Source organism: Vibrio sp. Vb0349 (assembly GCF_033338975.1).
The window spans coordinates 12,479-35,906 of sequence record NZ_JAWOTS010000031.1; the positions used below are offsets into that span (position 1 = coordinate 12,479).

General features: G+C 46.7%; 20 protein-coding genes. 10 read left to right on the plus strand and 10 right to left on the minus strand.

Annotated elements, in window-relative coordinates; genetic code table 11:
• On the minus strand, nt 1-1,836 hold the full coding sequence (gene recQ, locus R7Q47_RS20725) for an ATP-dependent DNA helicase RecQ (RefSeq protein WP_042523966.1): 1,836 nt from the start codon (nt 1,834-1,836) through the stop codon (nt 1-3).
• A gap of 178 nt (nt 1,837-2,014) precedes the next feature.
• On the opposite strand from recQ, the gene rarD reads away from it, so the two are divergent.
• The 4 genes from rarD to ggt all read left to right on the plus strand — a co-directional run bounded on the left by rarD (nt 2,015) and on the right by ggt (nt 6,430).
• Entirely contained in the window at nt 2,015-2,932 is a 918-nt protein-coding gene (gene rarD / locus R7Q47_RS20730) for an EamA family transporter RarD (protein WP_005378774.1), read from the plus strand.
• Nucleotides 2,933-3,003: 71 nt separating this feature from the next.
• Complete coding sequence (locus tag R7Q47_RS20735) at nt 3,004-3,801, plus strand: AraC family transcriptional regulator (protein ID WP_005382915.1); 798 nt, start codon at nt 3,004-3,006, stop codon at nt 3,799-3,801.
• 91 nt (nt 3,802-3,892) lie between these two features.
• A complete protein-coding gene (locus R7Q47_RS20740) occupies nt 3,893-4,552 on the plus strand; it encodes a LysE family translocator (RefSeq protein WP_005378776.1) in 660 nt (219 codons plus the stop codon).
• Between the two features lie 111 nt (nt 4,553-4,663).
• Nucleotides 4,664-6,430 carry a gamma-glutamyltransferase gene (ggt, locus tag R7Q47_RS20745; RefSeq protein ID WP_318089358.1) on the plus strand — a complete coding sequence of 589 codons (1,767 nt, stop codon included), beginning with the start codon at nt 4,664-4,666 and terminating at the stop codon, nt 6,428-6,430.
• Nucleotides 6,431-7,412: 982 nt separating this feature from the next.
• On the opposite strand, the gene uvrD is transcribed toward ggt, so the two are convergent.
• A complete protein-coding gene (uvrD, locus tag R7Q47_RS20750) occupies nt 7,413-9,587 on the minus strand; it encodes a DNA helicase II (RefSeq protein ID WP_318089359.1) in 2,175 nt (724 codons plus the stop codon).
• A gap of 280 nt (nt 9,588-9,867) precedes the next feature.
• Here uvrD and R7Q47_RS20755 point away from each other — a divergent pair, with 280 nt between their 5' ends.
• The 4 genes from R7Q47_RS20755 (at nt 9,868) to R7Q47_RS20770 (ending at nt 12,321) form a co-directional block, all read left to right on the plus strand.
• Complete coding sequence (locus R7Q47_RS20755; RefSeq protein ID WP_154204951.1) at nt 9,868-10,128, plus strand: DUF2282 domain-containing protein; 261 nt, start codon at nt 9,868-9,870, stop codon at nt 10,126-10,128.
• A 99-nt stretch (nt 10,129-10,227) separates the two neighbouring features.
• The gene (locus R7Q47_RS20760; RefSeq protein ID WP_154204950.1) at nt 10,228-11,100 is read left to right on the plus strand and encodes a DUF692 domain-containing protein; all 873 of its coding nucleotides are present in this window, start codon (nt 10,228-10,230) and stop codon (nt 11,098-11,100) included.
• The gene (locus tag R7Q47_RS20765; RefSeq protein ID WP_154204949.1) at nt 11,097-11,855 is read left to right on the plus strand and encodes a DNA-binding domain-containing protein; all 759 of its coding nucleotides are present in this window, start codon (nt 11,097-11,099) and stop codon (nt 11,853-11,855) included. Before R7Q47_RS20760 ends, R7Q47_RS20765 begins: the two co-directional genes overlap by 4 nt.
• 10 nt (nt 11,856-11,865) lie before the next feature.
• Nucleotides 11,866-12,321, plus strand: coding sequence for a DoxX family protein (locus R7Q47_RS20770; RefSeq protein ID WP_005382925.1), 456 nt, complete (start codon nt 11,866-11,868; stop codon nt 12,319-12,321).
• 31 nt (nt 12,322-12,352) lie between these two features.
• On the opposite strand, the gene R7Q47_RS20775 is transcribed toward R7Q47_RS20770, so the two are convergent.
• Both R7Q47_RS20775 and R7Q47_RS20780 read right to left on the minus strand, forming a co-directional pair.
• Nucleotides 12,353-12,634 carry a hypothetical protein gene (locus R7Q47_RS20775; protein WP_005378786.1) on the minus strand — a complete coding sequence of 94 codons (282 nt, stop codon included), beginning with the start codon at nt 12,632-12,634 and terminating at the stop codon, nt 12,353-12,355.
• Between the two features lie 91 nt (nt 12,635-12,725).
• On the minus strand, nt 12,726-13,919 hold the full coding sequence (locus R7Q47_RS20780) for a multidrug effflux MFS transporter (RefSeq protein WP_005382927.1): 1,194 nt from the start codon (nt 13,917-13,919) through the stop codon (nt 12,726-12,728).
• A 107-nt stretch (nt 13,920-14,026) separates the two neighbouring features.
• Here R7Q47_RS20780 and R7Q47_RS20785 point away from each other — a divergent pair, with 107 nt between their 5' ends.
• Together R7Q47_RS20785 and R7Q47_RS20790 are read left to right on the plus strand one after the other, a co-directional pair.
• Nucleotides 14,027-14,968, plus strand: a complete 942-nt coding sequence (locus R7Q47_RS20785; RefSeq protein WP_154204948.1) for a LysR family transcriptional regulator — start codon at nt 14,027-14,029, stop codon at nt 14,966-14,968.
• A 203-nt stretch (nt 14,969-15,171) separates the two neighbouring features.
• Nucleotides 15,172-16,962 (plus strand): aminopeptidase P family protein, encoded by a 1,791-nt coding sequence (locus R7Q47_RS20790; RefSeq protein ID WP_213965899.1) that lies wholly within the window; start codon nt 15,172-15,174, stop codon nt 16,960-16,962.
• A gap of 122 nt (nt 16,963-17,084) precedes the next feature.
• On the opposite strand, the gene thiH is transcribed toward R7Q47_RS20790, so the two are convergent.
• The 6 genes from thiH to thiC are packed head-to-tail and all read right to left on the minus strand — an operon-like array spanning nt 17,085 to nt 23,413.
• A complete protein-coding gene (thiH, locus tag R7Q47_RS20795; RefSeq protein ID WP_005386233.1) occupies nt 17,085-18,197 on the minus strand; it encodes a 2-iminoacetate synthase ThiH in 1,113 nt (370 codons plus the stop codon).
• Nucleotides 18,198-18,231: 34 nt separating this feature from the next.
• Nucleotides 18,232-18,999: a thiazole synthase gene (locus R7Q47_RS20800; RefSeq protein WP_005386235.1), complete on the minus strand. Its 768-nt coding sequence runs from the start codon at nt 18,997-18,999 to the stop codon at nt 18,232-18,234.
• Nucleotides 19,000-19,004: 5 nt separating this feature from the next.
• Nucleotides 19,005-19,259, minus strand: a complete 255-nt coding sequence (gene thiS / locus R7Q47_RS20805; RefSeq protein ID WP_005378804.1) for a sulfur carrier protein ThiS — start codon at nt 19,257-19,259, stop codon at nt 19,005-19,007.
• 38 nt (nt 19,260-19,297) lie between these two features.
• The gene (locus R7Q47_RS20810; RefSeq protein ID WP_054579627.1) at nt 19,298-20,071 is read right to left on the minus strand and encodes a HesA/MoeB/ThiF family protein; all 774 of its coding nucleotides are present in this window, start codon (nt 20,069-20,071) and stop codon (nt 19,298-19,300) included.
• Nucleotides 20,058-21,473, minus strand: a complete 1,416-nt coding sequence (locus R7Q47_RS20815) for a thiamine phosphate synthase (protein ID WP_053306507.1) — start codon at nt 21,471-21,473, stop codon at nt 20,058-20,060. Before R7Q47_RS20815 ends, R7Q47_RS20810 begins: the two co-directional genes overlap by 14 nt.
• A complete protein-coding gene (gene thiC, locus R7Q47_RS20820; protein ID WP_053306506.1) occupies nt 21,473-23,413 on the minus strand; it encodes a phosphomethylpyrimidine synthase ThiC in 1,941 nt (646 codons plus the stop codon). Before thiC ends, R7Q47_RS20815 begins: the two co-directional genes overlap by 1 nt.
• Nucleotides 23,414-23,428: the final 15 nt, after the last annotated feature.

The window sequence follows — 23,428 nt, forward strand, 5'->3', positions numbered from 1 at the left end:
TTATCCGTGGTGAGTAATGTGTTCTTGAATCAAATCAAGGAATGGGTCGGCGTACTTCTCTAGTTTGCGCTGACCAACGCCGCTAACTGCCAGCATTTCGCCGTAAGACGTTGGCAGAATTTCCGCCATATCAATCAGAGTCGCATCACTAAAGACCACGTATGGTGGCAAACCATCTTCATCAGCAATCGACTTACGCAGCTTACGTAACTTAGCAAACAGCTTTTTGTCGTAGTTCTTGCTGGTCAGTTTATCTGATTTCGCCGCACGTGCTGCAGTGTCTAAACGTGGAACCGCTAACTCCAGAGTCACATCGCCACGTAGCAGCGGACGCGCTTCTTCGGTAAGTTGCAGCGTTGAGTTACGCGTGATGTTTTGGAACAACAGCCCTTTGTGGATTAATTGACGGAAGATACTCACCCAGTAATCGTGGCTGTGATCGCGCCCTATCGCGTAGGTAGAAATCTTATCGTGCCCGTTTTCACGTACACGAATATTTTGCATGCCACGTAGCACTTCTACCACGTAACCCATACCAAAGCTTTGATTAACACGGTACACACAAGACAACGCCTTACGTGCTTCTTCCGTGGCATCAAAGTGTTTCGGTGGATCTAAGCAAATATCACAGTTGCCACATGGCTTCTCGCGATACTCACCAAAGTAATTCAGTAGCACCTGACGACGGCAAGTTTGCGCCTCAGCAAAGGCACTCATCGCATTCAGCTTATGGGTTTCCACCTGCTTCTGTGGACCATCGTCTTTCTCATCCAACATACGGCGCAGCCAACTGATGTCTGCTGGGTCATACAACATCATGGCTTCCGCAGGCAAACCATCACGCCCTGCACGACCCGTTTCCTGATAGTAAGACTCGATGTTGCGCGGGATATCAAAGTGAACCACAAAACGCACGTTTGGTTTGTTGATGCCCATACCGAATGCCACGGTCGCCACTACAATTTGAATGTCATCACGTTGGAAAGCTTCTTGAACGTAAGCGCGCTCATCAGCGTCCATACCTGCGTGATAACCAGCAGCACGAATGTGGTTGTTGCACAGCTTCTCGGTCACCATCTCAACTTTCTTACGGCTACCACAATAGATGATGCCGCAATTCCCCTTTTGGGTTTCAAGATAACGAACGATTTGCGAAACCGGCTTGTGCTTCTCAACTAAGTTGTAGCGAATGTTGGGACGGTCGAAGCTGCCTAGGTAAACCTCTGGATTATTCAGTTGCAGACGTTCAAGAATATCTCGGCGCGTTGCGTCATCTGCGGTCGCCGTCAGCGCCATAAATGGCACATGGGAAAACTGCTGCTTAAGTTGACCAAGCGCGGCATATTCTGGACGGAAGTCGTGTCCCCACTGGGAAATACAGTGCGCTTCATCAACGGCAATCATCGATAACGGCAGGTTTTCCAAACGTTCAATGAAGTCACGCATTAATACGCGTTCTGGCGAGACGTACACCAACTTAAGATGACCAGTGTGCATGCGGTTATACACGCTGAGCAGCTCTTCACGAGGCATGGTCGAGTTAATGCACTCAGCCGCTACACCGTTGGCTTTAAGCTGGTCCACTTGGTCCTTCATCAGCGAGATAAGCGGAGAGATCACCAAAGTAATGCCAGAGCGAACCAAAGCAGGAATTTGATAACACAGCGACTTACCGCCACCAGTAGGCAGGATAACTAAGCTGTCGCGACCTTCTATCGCGGCGTCAATCACCAACTGCTGACCATCACGGAACTCTTGGTAACCAAACACATCCTCCAACACACGTTGAGGCGTTACAGGCGAATCAGATTGTTCGGCTAACAAGGTCGAGGTCATGAAAAGTCTCAGATTGGGTCTTAAAAAAGAGGTGCTTATGCATACCACTGGCACACAAAGTGAGGGCACATTGTAATGGGGTTTCATGGTGAATAAAACCGCAAATTGTTAGGTGTTTCGCATCACGACTCGTATACTGATTTTCTGCTCTATAAAACACACAATTAGGTGACACTTCATGACACCAGAAGACGAACAACAACGCGCGCGGCAAGGCATCTTGCTAGCGATTGGCGCGTATACCATGTGGGGCATTGCGCCGATGTACTTTAAGTCCATCGCACAAGTATCTCCTTTGGAAATTCTAAGCCACCGAGTGATATGGTCTTTCTTTTTGCTTGCTGCACTCCTCCATTTTGGCCGTCACTGGCGCTCGGCTTACCACATCGCGAAAGACAAAACGAAAATCGCTTACCTGATCGCAAGTTCCATGTTAATTGGCGGCAATTGGTTGATTTTCATTTGGGCGGTAAACTCGAATCATATGCTCGACGCCAGCTTAGGTTATTACATTAACCCACTGATCAACGTCTTACTCGGGATGGTATTTTTGGGAGAGAGACTGCGTAAATTACAGTGGTTCGCGGTTGTATTGGCAGGTTGTGGCGTACTCGTTCAACTGATTGTATTTGGCTCCGTACCTGTTGTTGCGATGGCGTTAGCAATGAGCTTCGGCTTTTATGGCTTATTAAGAAAGAAAGTCAGTGTCGATGCAAAAACTGGCTTGTTTATCGAGACATTACTTCTACTGCCAGTGGCCGCTGTTTATTTGCTTTTTATTGCCGATACACCAACCTCAAATATGCTTACGAATCCACTTACGTTAAATAGTTTGTTGATCGCGGCTGGGGTTATAACAACCCTGCCACTGCTGTGCTTTACGGGTGCAGCAACAAGACTCAAATTATCGACTTTGGGCTTTTTCCAATATATAGGCCCAAGCTTAATGTTTTTACTTGCAGTATTGATGTATGGCGAACCCTTTACCATGGATAAAGCGATCACTTTCGTCTTTATTTGGGGAGCACTAGTCGTGTTTAGCTTTGATGGATTACGTAATAACCGTCGCTCACGCCGAATCGTTCAGCCACAGTGATCGTTTTTTACAAGACAAGTTAGAAATTGCCAGATAAGCTTGGTCATAATGTGACCAAGCTTTTTTATTTAATGGAACATATTCAGTACTACGCAACCGACCATGACAACTTGAGTCTAATAGAGGCGAAATACCAGAAATTTGCTTTTCAAAGGCATTACCATCTGGATTTTCATCTCGGCCTGATCACGCATGGTGCGCAGAAGTTCCAATACCAAGGTAACAGCCACCAAGTTGGTCACGGGCAAATTGTGATTATGCCGCCGGATGAGCTGCACGACGGGCAATCTAAGCTCGAGAGTGGCTACGAAGTAAATGTGTTTGCGATCGAACCTCATCTATTGAGCGATCTGGCTGATCTTAAGCAAAACGGTCAAATAATACACTTCAACGAACTGATCATCTCGGATCCGCAGATATTTTCACAACTTAGTAACTTGCACGGGCTGCTTCGTCGTGAAAACCTCAGCCAACTCACCAAAGATTGCCTTCCTTTTGAAGGATTTAACCAACTTTTTGATCGCTACGGATCGCTTGAGCGACAAAAAGTGGTGCCGCTAGGAAACCAATCGCTTGGGACGTTAAAAGATTATCTAATGGCTAACCTTGACCAAGCGGTGCGTTTGGATTCACTTTCAGAGCTGTGCCAACTGAGCCCAACTCAGTTCCAGCGCCACTTTAAAGCGCAAACTGGCATGACGCCTTATGCATGGTTCGCACGCCTGCGCCTTGAACAAGGCATGAAGTTACTGCAAGCTGGTCAATGTGGTACCGACGTCGCTCATCAAATCGGTTTCTATGATCAAGCGCATTTCAGCAAAGCGTTTAAACAGACCTACGGCGTTTCCCCTTCTCAAGTGGCTCGTTAATTTCATTTACCGAGAAAGCTGTCAGTTTTTTACAAGCGCCACAGGTGACTTACCACGACAATAGCCGCATTGGTTAAATTTGAGATGTGTTATGAATGAATCCACCATATTGCTGACACTCGCCAGCATTCACTTTATTGCCCTAATGAGTCCAGGTCCGGACTTTGCGCTGGTCGTACAAAATGCGACGCGTCATGGTCGTCAAACTGGCTTGTACATTGCGTTGGGATTGTCCGTCGGTATTTTGCTGCACTCTTTGTTCAGCCTGACAGGTGTGAGTTTTGTCGTCCACCAGCACCCAGTGCTGTATTCCGTGGTACAACTGCTCGGTGGTAGTTACCTGCTCTACTTAGGAATTGGCGCATTGCGTGCCGTGATCTCGATGATCCAAAACCCACTGACGGATCAACCTAAGAAGCAAAATAACCTAGTGATCAGCAATAAGCGTCAAGCGTTTGCTAAAGGGTTTGCGACCAACATTCTTAACCCAAAAGCCCTGGTGTTCTTTGTCAGTTTGATGTCGAGTTTAGTCCCAGCAGGTATGTCGATTACTGGCAAAGGTATTGCACTGGTCATCCTGTTTGGCTTGTCGCTATTCTGGTTCTCTAGCCTTGCATGGATGCTGTCGACACAGCGCTTACAGCGTAAATTGCAACAAGCGGGTATCTACATCGACGGTCTATGCGGCGTGGTATTTACTCTAGTGGGCGGCAGTATTCTATACCAAACTATCAATACTTTTATCGGATAAAGTACTGATTTAAAAGCGTAGCACAATCGACATTTCTAAGATTGCTGACTCGACGTGACTCTCCATAACTGCCAAGCTCAAAGCACAAAACTGGCAACATGGAGAGTCATCATGCATTGGACGTTCAACCGACTCGTGACCACGGGTCTTTTTCTTACTTCCCCACTAATCTTATCTACCTCAGTCTTTGCTAACCAAGCAGCAGATGCGGTTGCGCCGGAGCACAGCACTGGCTTCGAGCAAAAACAATTGATCAAAGCGAAAGATTATATGGTTACCGCTGCTAACCCAATTGCAACCCAAGCTGGTGCGGATGTTATTGCCCAAGGTGGTAATGCTATTGATGCTATGGTTGCCGTGCAGCTGATGCTGGGCTTGGTAGAACCGCAATCATCAGGCATTGGTGGTGGCGCCTTCTTAGTGTATTGGGACAGTGAGAAACAAAAACTGACTACGTATGATGGACGCGAAACCGCACCGCTCGCCGCAACGCCGAAACTCTTCCTAGATGACAAAGGACAACCACTGCAATTTTACGATGCGGTTGTCGGTGGGCGTTCCGTTGCCACTCCTGGTACAGTGAAACTGCTGTGGGACACGCACCAGAAATACGGCAAGTTGGAATGGAAGAAGATAATCCAACCCGTGATTACCTTGGCTGAGCAAGGTTTCGAAGTCAGTCCTCGCCTCGCGAGTCTGATTGAGAAAGATGCTAAGCGCCTATCACGCTTCCCTGCGACTAAGGCTTACTTCTTCAATCCAGACGGCTCACCAAAAGCCGAAGGCACGTTGTTGAAGAACCCTGAATACGCGCAAACTCTGACGGCAATTGCAGAGCAAGGGGCAAAAGCTTTCTATCAAGGCGATATCGCCACAGACATCATCAAGACCGTACAAAATGCACCGGGCAATCCTGGCATATTGGCACAACCTGACTTTGATGCGTTCCAAATCAAGCAACGTGAACCGGTTTGTGCGGCTTACCAAAGCTATGACATCTGCGGCATGGGACCACCCAGCTCTGGCGCATTGACGGTTGGACAGATTCTCGCGATCACCGAGCAATACGATCTTAAAGGTTGGGGAGCCGAAAGCGCGAAATCATGGCAAGTGATCGCCGATGCATCGCGCCTTGCGTTCGCGGATCGTGGTAAATACATGGCTGACCAAGATTATGTGCCAATGCCAACCGAAGGCTTGCTTGATAAAGATTATCTCAAACAACGTGCTGAGCTCATTCAAGTCGGTAAAGCCTTGAGTAAGGCTGAAGCCGGTAATCCTCCTTGGTCGCACGCCATGAACTTAAGCATGGACCAATCGATCGAGCTGCCTTCCACCAGCCATTTCAATATCGTCGATAAGCAAGGCAATGTGGTTTCAATGACAACAACCATCGAGAACGCCTTTGGCTCACGCTTGATGGTACGCGGCTTCTTGCTCAATAACGAACTGACCGATTTCTCTTTCCGCACGCATCAAGATGGTGTGCCAATCGCAAACCGATTAGAACCGGGCAAACGCCCACGTTCATCTATGGCACCAACCATTATGATGAAGGATGACAAGCCTTACATGGCAATTGGCTCACCGGGTGGCAGCCGCATTATTGGTTACGTCGCACAAGCCATTATCGCCCACACGCAATGGGATATGGACATCCAAAGCGCGATTAATCAGCCACGATTGCTGAACCGTTTTGGCACCTTAGATATTGAGCAAGGTACCGCCGCAGAGGGCTTACAGCCTGCTCTGGAGAAGATGGGCTTTAAAACCGATGTTCGGGATTTGAACTCTGGTCTGCATGCGATACGAATAACAAAAGACGGTCTTGAAGGCGCTGCGGATCCAAGACGTGAAGGTGCCGCTATCGGGCAGTAAGAGTCTTTCGCTCGACCCCTTGTGCGAGATCTCTCACAAAGGGTTGAGCAAACCTCTCTTTTTTAATGGTAAAACCGTACAGCAAAGCGCATAAGCCATTGAATTTAATACTCATGTATCTTTTTTGAACGCTAAGAGAGTAAAAAAATGTGAGATTAGCCCGTTGTTGGAAATCGTTAAACACGTAATATTAAACCTGTCGGAAGGATGCTGACACGGAACAGGAAACACCACGGACTTGGTGAACTTCAGGAAGAAGAAACGGTTATTCAGGATGAATAGTCGGGCATGGATTGCAAAATTGGACATTGAACGGAATCAATAGTGACTAGGATGGTTGCTACTAAGGACGGGAAATGGACACCTCTGGACGAGGCAAGGATTTGAACATCAGGATGATGTCAGGGACACCGCTCAGGGAGCAAGTGATGAGAGCTAACGAGGATAGTTAGCAGACCAGGATAAGGTCATTAAGGACACCGCTAGGAAGGCGACGTAAGGATTAAGCTGACGGATTCAGCACACTATCATGGATTAGATGCATGGAGCACTCTTAGTAGCCGGATTGCTGCGAGTAAGACTATAACCCCGATGGGCGCAAGCCCTCGGGGTTTTTCTTTGCCTAAAGTTTTTCTCAGTAGATCTGCTGAAAACAGGCATTCACCCACAACGCCCACCTTTCACTTCAAACGGCATCGTTAAGTCGCGCTTTTGTACTCCATTTATCATTCCATTTTTTACTGCGTTAGCGACACCAAAACTGCACAAACAAAAAGAGCCGCCGAAGCAGCTCTTAAGTTGATGATACCAATCACAGTAAATAAGTGATCAGAAATAGCGTAGGGAAAATGCTTGAGAACAAGGCGCAATTTTTCGATAAGTAGTTATTCTACAATCAAAAATTGCAACGCAGTTATCGAGTATTTTAACAAGCTAGAATGACCAGTTATTTACTACGATTGGTATGAGTTTTGGTCAAGTCTTACAGTTTCTCTAGTCGTGCGTAAGCAGTTACCAACCATTTGATGCCTTCACCGTTAAAGGCAATCTGTACACGGCTTTGTGGACCACTGCCTTCGAAGTTGATGATGGTGCCTTCACCAAACTTTGGATGCATCACACGAGAACCTAGCGTAAAGCCGGTTTCATTAAAGCTCTCTTTCACAACAGTTTGGCTAAATCGACCACTGCTTGAAGGACGGCTAACTTGCGCCTTCATTCGTACTTCATCTAAACAAGTTTCTGGCAGTTCACGGATAAAGCGAGACGGTTTATGGTATTTATCCTGACCGTACAAACGACGCATTTCAGCATAAGTGATGTACAGTTTCTGCATTGCACGGGTCATGCCTACGTAACACAGACGGCGTTCTTCTTCTAAGCGCCCTGCTTCTTCTGCCGACATTTGGCTTGGGAACATGCCTTCTTCCACACCGACCATAAACACCAATGGGAACTCTAGACCTTTCGCACTGTGTAATGTCATGAGCTGAACCGCATCTTCAAATTCGTCCGCTTGTCCTTCGCCCGCTTCTAGTGCTGCGTGGGTTAGGAATGCCGTCAGCAGTGACATGTCTTCGGCTTCTTCTGGTTTCTCGAATTGGCGAGTTGCGGTCACCAATTCCTCCAAGTTCTCAATACGTGCCTTAGACTTTTCGCCCTTCTCTTGCTCGTACATCGCGAACAAGCCCGAGTATTTAATTACATGGTCAGTTTGGTGATGCAGCGGCATCTCTAAGGTGTCGTCTTCTAGCGCGGTGACAAGCTCGATAAAACGGCTCAGAGCACCAGCAGCGCGACCAGCAAGCACCTTCTCGTCCAACATTGCCACACTCGCTTCCCACATAGTGCAACCACGGTCACGAGCCGCAAAACGGATGGTTTCAAGCGTCTTATCACCCAAACCACGCGTTGGCGTATTCACCACACGTTCAAACGCCGCATCATCGTTACGGTTGGCAATCAGACGCATGTAGCTCAAGGCATCTTTGATTTCCTGACGTTCGAAGAATCGCATGCCGCCGTAGATACGGTAAGGCAGACCGGCTTGAATTAACGCTTCTTCCAGAACACGCGACTGGGCGTTGTTACGGTAAAGCATCGCAGCGTCATTCAGAGCACCGCCCTTGTCTTGCCACTCTTTGATTTTGTTCACCGCAAAACGGGCTTCATCTAATTCGTTGTAAGCGCTGTAAACCGAGATAGGCTCACCGACCACGCCATCCGTCCACAACTCTTTACCCATACGCTCGGTGTTATTCGCAATCAGGGTGTTAGATGCTTCCAGAATGGTCTTAGTGGAACGGTAGTTTTGCTCAAGACGAATGGTATTCACGCTTGGGAATTCGAGCGTAAACTTCTCAATGTTCTCGACTTTTGCACCACGCCAACCATAAATCGACTGGTCGTCATCACCTACGATCATCACGTGACACTCAGGACCCGCCATCATACGTAGCCAAGCATATTGAATGTTGTTGGTATCTTGGAACTCATCGACCAAGATGTGCTTAAAGCGTGCTTGGTAGTGTTCACGAACGAACTTGTTATCACGCAGTAGCTCATGTGCGCGCAGCAAGATTTCCGCAAAATCGACTAAACCAGCACGATCACACGCTTCTTGGTAAGCGGTGTACAACTGCAGATATGTCTTGGTTACTGGATCATGGTACGCATCAATGTGCGACGGGCGCAGACCTTCGTCTTTCTTGCCGTTAATCCACCATGCCACTTGGCGTGCTGGCCATTGCTTCTCATCGAGGTTTTGCGCTTTGATCAAACGCTTTAGCAGACGCTGTTGGTCGTCACTGTCGATGATTTGGAAATCTTCCGGTAGCTTCGCATCAAGATAGTGTGCACGCAGAATACGGTGACAAATGCCGTGGAAAGTACCATTCCACATACCGCCTGAACTGCCCATCATTAGCTCTTCGATACGTCCACGCATCTCTGCCGCCGCCTTATTGGTAAAGGTTACCGACATGATTGAAAACGGAGAAGCTTGCTCGACCGACATCAGCCAAGCGATACGGTGAACAAGAACGCGTGTCTTACCACTTCCTGCGCCAGCAAGAACGAGCAAGTTTTCTAGAGGTGCTGCAACGGCTTCACGTTGTTTATCGTTCAAACCGTCGAGTAATAGAGATGGATCCATCATGATGAGAGCTACTGGTTATTTATACATAAAAACCGATTATAACCTAAACAACCGGGTGCTGTTTAGACAAAACTTGATAAAAAAATCGATGTTTTTTTGCCCAACACATCAATTAGTTATACCTATTTAACCCTACAACCCATTTGCTTCATAAATTTTTCTGAAAGTTTTTTAGCCAGTTTCCTATCTTTTAAGTTAAGCAAGTTGATAACAAAAACGCCAAAACAGGCGATTCATCTTGCCAACTTAAAGTAAAGGAAATCATTCAGAGGAATTTATTATGAAAAAGTCGAATCTAGCTGTTACTGCTGCTGTTACTGGTCTTCTAGCTCTTGGTGGCACAATGCTAACTGCAGCTCCAGTTGTCGCTGCTGAAAAAGAAAAGTGCTATGGCGTTTCTAAAGCAGGTAAAAACGACTGTGCAACAAAAAGCAGCTCATGCGCTGGTACTTCTAAAGAAGATAACCAAAAAGACGCATTCGTAGTCGTACCAAAAGGTCTTTGTGACAAACTCGCTGGCGGTAGCACTTCTTCTTCATAATCTTTTATCGCTAGCTATTGTGAGGATGCGTTGACGCTCAACCAACGCAAAGCCAAGACGCATCCTTTTCTTCCCGCACGATTTGAAAAGGAGTTTCACGTGAAACACCACACCTTCCACGACCTTGTTGGAGTTGGATTGAGAACCCCTCACCTCGATTACTTTAGCCAAAACAAACCCGAGTTATCTTGGTTAGAAATCCACAGTGAAAACTATTTTCAACCCAACGCTGCAGAGCGCAATCAATTACAAGCATTACGCGAGCAATATCAAATTAGCTGTCACGGCATTGGTCTGTCATTAGGTTCGGTGGAACGTGTGAATCAAAAGCACCTTGCTCAACTTAAAGCGCTGATTGACTCAATCGACCCGATTCTTGTTTCTGACCATTTGAGTTGGAGTGAAAACGGCGGTCACTACTTTAATGACCTGCTTCCACTTCCGTATACGGAAGAAGCGCTCAACGTGTTCACTCGTAACGTGAATGAAGTGCAGGATTATTTGCAACGCGAGATCTTGATAGAGAACCCATCTAGTTATGTGAAGTTTCAACATTCGACCATCAGCGAATGGGAGTTCCTTACCGAAGTGCAAAAGCGCACTGACTGTCGTTTATTGCTCGATTTAAACAATGTTTATGTTTCGGCATTCAACCACGGTTTTGATTGCGACACATACCTAGATGCAATTCCAGCCGACAAAGTGGATGAGATTCACTTGGCAGGTTTTACTATCAAACAACTCGACAAAGGTGAGATATGGATTGATACCCATAGCCGCCCAGTTAGCGATGAAGTTTGGCAACTGTTCGCGCAGTGGACAAAAAAACATGGTCCACGTCATGCATTGATTGAATGGGACTTGGATATCCCTGCGCCAGAAGTCTTGCTCGGAGAAGCGCAGAAAGCATCGCAACTGTTATTACAGGGCAGACTCCCAAGTGAACAAAGCAAACCAAGGAAGGCATCATGAATCTAGCCACCTTACAAAGCCAGTTTGCTAAAGCCCTGCACTACCAAGCACTCGGTGAAGACTGCGATATAGCCAGTGATGAGTTTACCGCTGATGAACGCATGCAGATTTACCGCAATAACTTTATCGTCAGCTTAAGCGAGGTATTATCCGCGACCTACCCGATGGTTGAAGCGCTGCTTGGTGAAGAATGCTTTGAGCAGATAGCTCGCCAGCATGTTCTTTCTTACCCATTAGAAGAAGGAAATGTGGTGCATTATGGCGAAGGCTTTCAAGACACCATCATGCAGTTCAGTCAGGTGATCGCACAAGCACCTTACAGCCCTGAAGTCGCACGCTTCGAGTGGCATATCGACCTAGCTCGTCAAGCACAGTATGAGCAATCCAATGCAGCGGAATTAAAACCGCTTGCGTTACTTGGCGAAGTGAGTGAAGAGCAACAACCCACTTTAGTCTTACACCTTAAAAAGGGCTGCCGCAGCTTTGACTCCAACTACGCAGTATTCGATCTATTTAGCGCGATTCAAACTGGGCAATTCGAACAACTTAATATCAACCAATTACAGCAAGGTGTCATCTCGATTCAAGCCAATGGAGAAGCCTTGTGTCATGCACTCGATGCTGATGTGTTCCAACTGCTGCAATGTTTAGAGCAGAAGCAGAGTTTGAGCGAAATACCTGAAGTTTTACTCGCTCATCTCAATCGCATCATGGCACTCGATATTGTTGACGGCTTTACATTGCAATCAATCTAAGGAGCACTCTATGAAGGATACGGTTAAAAACTTAGTGAATCGGTATGACGATTTAATCAGTACCTTACAAGCAGGCTTTGTCCCTTTACTACTTCTCTTTTGCCGCTTTTGGGTTGCTTGGGTGTTCTTCAATTCAGGACTAATCAAAATCTCGTCTTGGGATAGCACGTTGTACTTATTTGAGCTGGAATACCAAGTGCCAATCTTGCCATGGGAATTGGCGGCTTATTTAGGTACGGCTGCGGAGTTGGTTCTACCGGTGTTCTTGGCACTGGGATTGATTACCCGCCCGATGGCAGCAATGCTGTTTGTGTTCAACATCATCGCAGTGATCTCTTACCCACTGTTGTGGGAGAAAGGTTTTTATGACCACCAACTTTGGGGATTGATGATTCTTATCGTAATCGTATGGGGGCCAGGACCGCTGTCTTTGGACCACATCCTGAAAAAGAAAATGACGAGCTAAAAAAATCCCCGCATCATGCGGGGATTTTTTATTATTTATTCAAGTAAGCCAGTAGCTCTTCTGCTGAGATACCTTGCTGAGCGAGGTCTTTTGCCATCTGCTCGACTTGTTCATCTTTGCGTGACTCAATCACTTGCTGAAATTGGTACACGATATCACGCAAAATTGGCAGAGGTACTTGTTTAGCCGCACTACGAATACGCTCGGAGCTTTGATTACCCAGCTCATTAAGCAACTTGCCAAACATCACCTTTTCTGGTGAATCTTCCATTTGCTCTAGAATACGAGCCATTTCATACGTGGTTAACGACATTACTTTTTGAGTTCCGTTATGGTGTCAGGAAAAGTCTGAGTGACAAATATACACGCCTTACTTACATTGGAAAATACTAAATTACACTGATTTACGCTTTCGCAAAGCTCGAGTGCCAGTTCTTCCCTGCTTTTGTAAACAGAACGACCAACGCAGGTAATAGGACCCACATATGAATTGCAATCAAGGTTTGTGGATCCAGAGATAAGCGTTGCAGTGTACCCACCAACAAACCAGAGCCACTCATTTGGAACAATCCAAGCAGTGCAGCTGCCGTGCCCGCCTTATCACCAAACGGTTCTAACGCTTTCCCTGCCGCTGCACCCAGAATGAATGCAAAACCTACAGAAGACATAAAGATAGGTAACATGAAAGAAAGCGCGGTATTCTGACCATTCATCACTAGCATGATCACACCTGCGAGACCCAGAGTTGAGATCCCGGTGACCAAGGTGTTGTGAGTTCCAACGCGCTCCATAAACTTAGGCGCCAGCATACATGCCGCAATGTTTATCACCGCATTCACACCAAACCAGAAAGTGAATTCATTCATCGACAGCCCCATCCCCGTCATCAATACCGACGGTGCTGAGGTAACGTAAGCAAGAATAACCGCCATCGCCATCAAGCATAATGACGCATGGAAAACAAAAGATGGTGTGCTAAGCACTGCCCAATACCGACTAAGCTTAAACACGGCTTGCTTTTCTGTTGACGGGTTAGTCTCTTTCATCATGAAAAACATCAATGATCCAGACACCACAGCAAAACCCGCCATAAAGCTAAAGTTAGCACGCCAGTCAAATTGCTGAGTTAACCAGCTACCTAGAATTGGAGCTAAAGCCGGAATGAAACAAATCGCACCGTTAAGGTAGCTGATCATTTTGCCGCTTTTTTCCGGGCCAAAGATATCGCGAACTGTTGCAAAGGCTGCTACCGATGTCGCACACGCACCTAAGCCTTGTAGCAGTCGGGAAACCAACATCCACTCAATATTTTGAGCACTCCACGCCAATAAAGCGCTCATCGCGTAAATGGTGATACCGCCCAATGCAACAGTTCGACGTCCGAGTTTATCTGCTAAGGGACCTGCGAATAGCTGACCAACACCCATAGCAAATAAGAACCAAGTGATCGTGTCTTGTGCTAGCGCATTATCGACCTGAAAAGTGGAAGCAATAAGAGGTAAAGCAGGTAGATAAATATCAATCGCTAAAGGACTAAAAAGAACCAAAAGGGTCAATAACGCCATCTGTTTTTTACTATTAGAAAACTGGCTAGACACACAACACTCCGAATTGGATAAAGAACTTTGGGTAAAGCTTAATCATCTGATGATATGAATGGAAATGATGTATAATCATGAGCATTATTCCTCAGAGGAAATTCACTGTGAATGTCGAAAAACTGGCTCGTATCGATTTAAATCTATTGGTCTGCTTTAAAGTGCTGATTGAAGAGTTAAACGTTACTCGTGCGGCCCACCGATTGTGCTTAAGCCAATCTGCCGTAAGTAAATCACTGGCTAAACTGCGCATTCAATTTGATGACCCTCTTTTCACTCGAAACTCACATGGATTAACACCTACGCCGCGCGCATTGTTTCTTAAACCGAAACTGGATCTGTTGATAAATCAGTTAGAAGTGCTGACTCAACCCGAAGAGTTTTCTCCGCAAAGCAGTGAATACCGTTTTCAAATAGCAGCGGTAGAGAGTGTCTACCCTCTCATTCTACCCCATTTCTTACCGGCGATTTTTCAACAAGCACCTGGCGTGACAATCAGCACACACCCGTGGTCGGATAATACATTTAAAATGCTTCAACGCGGCGAACTGGATTTAGGCTTAACTGGAAAAGATATCGATATAAACGATGCCAAGCTGACTCTTCACCCACCCGATGACATTTGCGAGTTGGAAATTTATCGTGATTACCAAATGTGCATTATTCGCAAAAACCACCCTGCGCTAAAACAACCTTGGAATCTGGAAGCCTATCTCGCCCTACGCCATGTACAAGTACGTTGTGATGGCAACGACCGTTGGTTGCTGGATTATCGCCTTGCAGATATTGGCGCCGACCGCGATATTGCCGTCACTGTGCCCGACTTTAACAGTGCCGCAAGTTTATGTTCATACACCGACTTTATCTTTACTGCGCCAAGTCATTTTGTGCAACTTGCGGCCAAACAGCTTGATTTGGTCGTGCTGCCACTACCGTTAGAATTCCCACCTATGGCTTACACTTTATTCTGGCACCGAGACAGAGAAAACGACCCTGCATTAGGCTGGCTACGTACGATGATCACACAAAAAACCGATCACCTTAGATAAAAACACCGCGCTCAATTTGCGCTTAGCGGCTAAAATGAGTAGCTTAACTGTCGTAGTCCTTTTTGGCTCATCTATGGCCTAGTTGTACTCCGACTCTATTGAAGTGATTGCGAACCTCAATGGAATCGTAAACTGCATGAAGCAGATGGAAACAGCTCCCACACCTGAGCATGAAGGAGCGGTAATTTGAAGGAATAACACAGATGCACAACGATACCCAAAGCCGCGTGAATGCAATTCGCGAATGGCTAGCACAACATAATATTGATGCCCTACTTGTCCCTCATGAAGACGAGTACTTGGGTGAATACGTACCAGCGCACAACGAGCGTTTACATTGGCTAACTGGCTTTACCGGTTCTGCTGGTGCTGCGGTAATCACCAAAGACAAAGCCGCTATCTTTGTTGATGGTCGCTACACAGTACAAGTAACAAAGCAGGTTCCTGCTGATCTATTCGAATACCGTCACTTGATTGAAGAGCCTGCACTAGATTGGATTAAAGACCATCTTGCAAATGGCGCGTCTGTGGCAATCGACCCTCGCATGCACAACTCTGCTTGGCTAGACATGGCACAAGCAAAACTTGCAGGTGCCCTTGAGCTTAAGATTCTCGATAGCAACCCAATTGATGAACTGTGGCACGACCGCCCTGCTCCTGTGGTTTCTGATGTTCGCCTAATGGCAACAGAAACAGTTGGACAATCAAGTGAAAGCAAACGCCAAGAAATCGCAGAGCTCGTGAAAAAAGCCGGTGCAGACAGCGCAGTGATCACAGCACTTGATTCTATCTGTTGGTTGCTCAACGTTCGTGGTCTAGATGTCTCACGTCTACCAGTTCTGCTTTCTCACGCGATTCTGCACTCAGACTCAAGCGTGGAATACTTCCTAGATCCTGCTCGCCTACCTGCTGAGTTTGACGCTCATGTTGGTGCCGGCGTGACGGTTCATCACCCAGAAGCATTGCAAGCACGACTAGAAAACCTAACTGGCAAGAATGTACTGGTTGACCCTGCGACAAGTAACGCGTGGTTTAAGCTGGTTCTACAAAACGCTGGCGCATCTGTGGTGAGTAAAGCTGATCCATGCCTAATGCCAAAAGCAGCAAAGAACGCAGTTGAAATCGCAGGCATGAAAGCATGTCATATCCGCGATGGCGTAGCGATGAGTAAGTTCCTGTCTTGGTTAGATGCTGAAGTCGCTGCTGGTAACCTGCATGATGAAGCGACGCTGGCAGACAAACTGGAAGCGTTCCGTAGCGAAGACCCGACACTTATGGATCTTAGCTTCGATACTATCTCGGCAGCAGGTGGCAACGCGGCGATGTGTCACTATAATCACGAGAACCAACCTGAACCTGGCAAGCTAGAACTGAACACACTTTACCTAGTGGATTCAGGCGGTCAGTACCTAGATGGCACGACAGACATCACGCGTACAATTGCGATCGGTCAGCCTTCACAAGAGATGATTAAACAATTCACTCTCGCACTAAAAGGTCACATCGGTGTTGCTCGTGCACGTTTCCCGAAAGGCACACGTGGTTACCAAATCGATACGCTAGCTCGTCAGCACCTATGGGCGGAAGGCTACGATTACGATCACGGTACTGGTCACGGTGTTGGTCACTTCCTAAGTGTTCATGAAGGTCCAGCAAGCATTTCGAAGAAGCAAATCGACGTGCCTTTAACAGAAGGCATGGTGCTATCCAACGAGCCAGGTTACTACCGTGCAGATGCGTTTGGTATCCGTATTGAGAACCTAGAGCTTGTTGTTGAAACCCCAACTAACGGTGACTTCCCTGTTCTGTCATTTGAGTCGCTAACGCGCTGTCCAATCGACAAGCGCAATATCAACGTTGATATGCTAACTCGTCCAGAACTTGCTTGGCTGAATGATTACCATCAGAAAGTATGGGATGAGATCAGCCCACTTGTTGAAGGTGATGTGAAAGAGTGGCTTCGTCAAGCAACGCTACCAGTAGCACACAGCTAGAAGCTAGAAGCTAGAAGCTAGAAGCTAGAAAAAAGTAGAGGGTTGATGTTTTGCATCAACCCTCTTTTCTTTACTTATGTTTCACGTGAAACATAACGATGACCAGTGTCTTTATTTGCTGATTAACCAGAATACGCCGAGTGCCAATCTCGCCATACAGGATCAAAGCCTTTGGCTCGAATCATATCTTCCACAGAACCAGCACTTCGCTCATCACTGATCTCAAACTGCTCGAGTTCAACATCATCCATCGCATAACCACCCGGCTGAGTTTTAGATGCAGCAGACATACTGGTGATACCTAACGGTAATGCATTGTCTCTGAACTTTGGTGATTCACGAGTCGATAATGACAACTCCACTTCTGGATTCAACAAGCGATAAGCGCAGATCAACTGCACAAGCTGTTTATCCGTCATGACTGATTTGGGTTGGAGCGCGCCCTTACAAGGACGTAAACGTGGGAAAGAAATTGAGTAACGAGTCTGCCAATATGTGCGCTCAAGATAGTCCAAGTGCGCTGCCACATAAAAACAATCTGTTCGCCACTCTTCCAACCCTATTAAAGCACCAATACCGATCTTATCGATGCCCGCCTTTGCAAGACGATCGGGTGTATCCAATCGGTATTCAAAATCCATCTTATTACCACGCAAATGGTGCTCGGCGTAAGTCGAAGGGTGATACGTTTCTTGATAGACCATCACCGCATCCAAACCCAATGTCTTGAGCTCAGCGTATTCGTCTTGATCAAGTGGCTGTACTTCCATCGCTAAATAGTTAAAGCGCTTCTTAATCATCGGCACCATTTCACGGAAGTATTTCATGCCCACTTTGGTTTCGTGTTCGCCAGTCACCAGCAATACGCTATCGAATTTCATGCGTTTAATGGCTTCAACTTCTGCTGCCACTTCGTCCCTATTCAAGGTACGACGCTTGATTCTGTTCTCCATCGAGAAGCCACAATAAGTACAAGCATTGGCGCACAAGTTAGAGAGGTATAATGGAATGTAAAGCGACATGGTATTACCAAAGCGCTTACGAGTTGCCGAGTATGACAGCTGCGCCATTTGCTCTAAGTACGCTTCAGCCGCTGGTGAAATTAGCGCTTTAAAGTCTTCCAAATCACGCTTGGGTTTATTCAATGCTCGCTCGACATCTTGTGCCGTTTTCGCGTAGATCGACATCGAAATGTCATCCCAATTCAGCTGTTTAAATTGTTCAACGAAGCTCATGTTTTCCTCGCTTAATAGCTAAACCAATCTAGGACTAAAGCTCATCTAGGAATGACGTCAGTGGACTCGACGCAATCGCATGAGAAACCTTACCAGCAAGTCCGGCTTCATAAGCCATACGCCCCGACTCTACCGCCAACTTAAATGCCTTCGCCATCGCAACAGGATCGCTCGAAGCTGCAATCGCAGTATTGACGAGCACGGCATCCGCGCCCATTTCCATCGCACGTGCGGCATGTGAAGGAGCACCAATACCCGCATCCACAACCACAGGAACATTAGCTTGGTCGATAATGATCTCTAAGAAGTCGTGAGAAACTATCCCTTTGTTAGAACCGATCGGCGCACCTAATGGCATGACCGCTGCACAACCCACTTCTTCCAATCGTTTACATAGAACCGGGTCAGCATGACAGTAAGGAAGGACAATGAAACCCTCACGAACCAGTTGCTCAGCGGCTGCTAGTGTCTCAATTGGATCGGGCATCAAGTACTTCGGGTCTGGATGAATTTCTAGTTTTAACCAGTTAGTACCCAACGCTTCTCTCGCCAATTGTGCTGCAAACACAGCATCTTTAGCATTCTTTGCTCCTGATGTGTTTGGCAATAAGTTCACCCCCGCTTTTACTAGCGGCAGCAAAATATCGTCTTGTTGGTCATTCACATCCACACGCTTCAACGCCATGGTCGCAAGTTGAGAACCCGATACTTGAATCGCTTCTGCCATTAATCGGCTGCTGGCAAATTTCCCTGTTCCCGTGAACAGTCTTGATTCGAATTGTTTATCACCAATTTTAAGCATCGACTTTAACCCCCTGCGATCGCTTGAAACAAAGAGATGCTATCTCCCTGTGAAAGAACTGTGCTAGCCCACTCACTGCGTGGCACAACATTGTTATTAATTGCAAAAACACAGCCCATTTCAGGCAGCGCAAATTGACTAATGATTTGCTGTAGATTCGACTCACTGGCAACTTGATGTGACTGGTCATTGATGACAATAGTGATCACATCTAAGTCAGCAGCGGTCATTTGTGTTGTTTGTTGTTCTGATAACGTCATTGCTTCCAACTCTCTTAATTCTGCCCATTACTCACAAGCTAAATCTGAGCACACACTTGGCACTGTTTATCTTTGCTTATCGCCATGGTTTGCCATTGCAGTTTCAACCCATCAAACAGATGCAACTTGGCAGTCTCGACATGAAACTTTCCCGTCGCCAGTTTTTGAATTGCTGCTATCGCTTGGTAGTTACCAAGTGTGCCGACCACCGGACCGACGACACCGCTCTCACTGCACTTTTGCGTTTGCGGTAATTCGTCGAACGGATACAAACAGCGGTAACACGCTTTACTCTGCGCTTCTTGTTCACTTGGTGTTTGGTAATCAAAGACAGCGAATTGCCCTTGCCAACCAATTGCCGCCGCCGAGATGAGCGGCGTATTTTGCTCGAAACAAACTTGGTTAATTAGCTGACGCGTTGGCATGTTATCGGTGCAGTCGAGCACCACATCCGCTAGCATCACCTCAAGCTGCAGCTGTGCTTTGTCTAATCGCTTATTGATAGCACGAGCTTGAACCATAGAATTAAGTTCAGTCAATTGCTTTACAGTCGCTTTTGTTTTCGCAACTTGGAGGTCTTGTTCACGATAAATGATCTGACGTTGTAGGTTACTGCTATCAACTTTATCGTCATCAACCACAACCAATTTACCAACCCCCGCTGATGCCAAGTACAAACTCGCTGCGCTCCCTAACCCACCACAACCGATGATCAGCACATGCGATTTACTCAAACGTTCTTGCCCAATTTCGGCAATTTCAGGCAGAGCGACTTGGCGCTGATAGCGAAGAAACTGCTTATCCGTGAGCATGCTCGCCTCTCTTGGTATCCGCCAATTCATTATTCTGATCAGTGAACGTTAGCTGTCTTTCTTTCATCAGTTGTGCAAAGAACTCGATGACGGACTGAGGTGATTCTGCCAACGTAATAGCTCGCACAACTGCCAAACTAGAAACACCTGTTAGCCAAACTTGGTCAGCATTAGATTGGTCGATACCACCAATCGCAACCGTCGGAAAGCCAAGCACATAGTCACTTACTTCTTTGTCTTTTGAAGGTCTGAAAGCAGCCTCTGTATTTGTATAAGGAATGCTATCAATCAGCTTTTGATACAAAGCCAAGCGCACCAAACCTTGTGGTTTCGATGGCATCTGTTTTGTGGTGGTTGGGAAAATATGCCCTAGTGCGATGTAGCTAGGATGAATTTGCACGATGCGCAGTAGTTCGTAATAACCATGAGTAGAAAGACCAAGACGAATGCCGGCTTTAGTTATCTGAGCCAAATTCGATTCTTCTATGTCTTCTTGTCCTAGGTGAACGCCATAAGCGCCATGCTTGATTGCCAACTGCCAATAGTCATTGATGAACACTTGTGCTTGATACTGACGGCCTAGCTCAATTGCTCGAATGATCTGTTGTTCTAAATCGGCTTGTTGTGGGTTCTTGATTCGCAGTTGAATAGTGTTGATGCCTAGTGGCAGTAGACGCTCAATCCAAGCAACATCATCAACGACTGGATAGAGCCCTAGACTTTGCTTAGTTAGAGTTGGAAAGCTAACGCTCTCACCTTGTGCAGACCAACCAACTTGAATACCTAGCCGGTTATCCTCTAGTACAGGTGTGGGGAAATCATCAAATTGGTCAGCCCACTGAGTAGATCTTCCCTCACCAAGGTTGTCATTCAACAGTGTTTCACGTGAAACATTCGCTTGTTGAGTTAGCATTCCTCGAGCAAGTGTTAACGCATCTTCGATAGGAAAATCGAGTACTGTCAGCGTTACTATCCAAGCAAGGTGATGTTCAGGATCGAACATTGCGTTGAATTTGGACTTAACGGAAAGCGCTCTCACTTCGTTGTTAATTGGGTGACGCCAGATATCAAGCTGAAGCACTTTCTCCTTTTCATCGGATACCTGCGTATCAGCAATGCCAATATGAATCGCTTTCGACGGTTGCTTAGCGCACGCTTCTACCGACAAAGCAGAACGGTAATAGAGCACAAATGAACTCTCATGCTCAGAGTCATAATCATCAATGAGATCAGTCGTTATGTGTGTGGTCTGTTGGCCGAGAACAAGCTGAATAGATTGAGTTGGGCTCACACCCAACTCAATGTCTTCGATGCTAAAACCCTGTTCTTTCGCCAACAACAAACATTGCTGAACTAAACCTGTCAGTTCAATCAACGATGACGGAATAAGGATTTTGCTCATTAGTCACTTACCTCGGCATGTGCTGCTGGGTGGTATAGCTCAGAACCTGACTCTCTAAATTCTTGCGATTTCTGACGCATCCCCTCAAGAGGGTCATCCAGCATTTTGATTGAGATAGCTTGGTCCGCAGCAACTTGCTCTGTGTCTTTCGCATACTCTCGAACCTCTTGCGAGATCTTCATCGAGCAGAACTTTGGCCCGCACATCGAACAGAAGTGGGCAACTTTTCCAGACTCTTGAGGCAAGGTTTCGTCATGGAAAGCGCGCGCGGTATCAGGGTCGAGTGATAAGTTGAATTGGTCTTCCCAGCGGAACTCGAAGCGAGCTTTAGAAAGCGCGTTATCACGCACTTGTGCGCCTGGGTGTCCCTTCGCTAAATCAGCGGCGTGCGCAGCAAGCTTATAAGTGATCATTCCTACTTTCACATCTTCTTTGTTTGGTAAGCCAAGATGCTCTTTCGGAGTTACGTAGCAAAGCATCGCACAGCCATACCAACCAATCATGGCTGCGCCAATACCTGAAGTAATATGGTCGTAACCAGGAGCGACGTCTGTCGTGAGCGGACCAAGCGTATAGAAAGGAGCTTCATGACAGTGCTCCAACTGCTCTTCCATATTCTCTTTGATCATGTGCATTGGAACATGACCAGGACCTTCGATAATCACCTGTACGTCATATTCCCACGCTATCTTGGTTAACTCACCAAGGGTACGAAGCTCTGCAAATTGCGCTTCGTCGTTAGCATCAGCAACCGAGCCAGGACGCAGACCATCACCAAGAGATAGTGCGACATCGTACTTAGCACAGATTTCACAGATCTCTCGGAAGTGGGTATATAAGAAGCTTTCTTGGTGATGCGCTAAACACCATTTCGCGATGATAGAACCACCACGAGAGACGATGCCAGTAACGCGTTTTGCAGTCATTGGCACATAACGAAGTAGTAAACCGGCATGGATAGTAAAGTAGTCAACGCCCTGCTCTGCTTGCTCAATCAGGGTATCGCGCATCACTTCCCAGTTAAGGTTTTCCGCAACACCATTCACTTTCTCGAGCGCTTGATACATTGGTACGGTACCGATCGGAACCGGACTGTTACGTAGAATCCACTCGCGAGTTTCGTGGATGTTACGTCCAGTAGAGAGATCCATAACGGTATCTCCACCCCAACGTGTCGCCCAAACGAGCTTCTCTACTTCTTCCTCAATCGAAGAAGTGACCGATGAGTTACCAATGTTTGCGTTCACTTTGACCAAAAAGTTACGTCCAATGATCATTGGTTCGGATTCTGGGTGGTTAATATTGGAAGGGATAATAGCGCGACCTTCGGCGACTTCTTTGCGCACAAATTCGGCGGTAATATCTTTTGGTAGGTTCGCTCCGAAGCTTTGACCCGGATGCTGTTGATTCAGCACTTCATCGCGATACTTGGCACGCCCCATGTTTTCACGCAGCGCGATATATTCCATTTCTGGGGTAATAATACCTTTGCGAGCATAGTGCAATTGAGTCACACAATGGCCATCTTTGGCACGTCGAATACGTGGTAGATTACCGTAACGAAGATCGTCTAGTGTTTCGTCTTCTAAGCGTTCTTTGGTGTACACCGAGCTTACTTCATCAAGTAGCTCAGTATCGGCGCGCTCTTCAATCCACCCTTCTCTCAGCTTAGGTAAGCCGTTATAGAGGTCTATGGTGTGCTCTGGATCTGTGTATACACCCGACGTATCGTAAACGCGTACTGGCTCATTAGGTTCGAATATAGGCGCTTCTTTTGTGCCTCCAATAAGGCTATCAGCGAGTGATATTTCACGCATTGGTACACGAATATCTGGACGTGAGCCTTCTACGTAGACTTTGCTTGAATTGGGGTACGGTTGTACCGAGAGTGTATCAATGAACTGTTTTGCTTCCAGTCTCGCTTGTTTGCGACTCGACATAGCATTTTTCCTTGC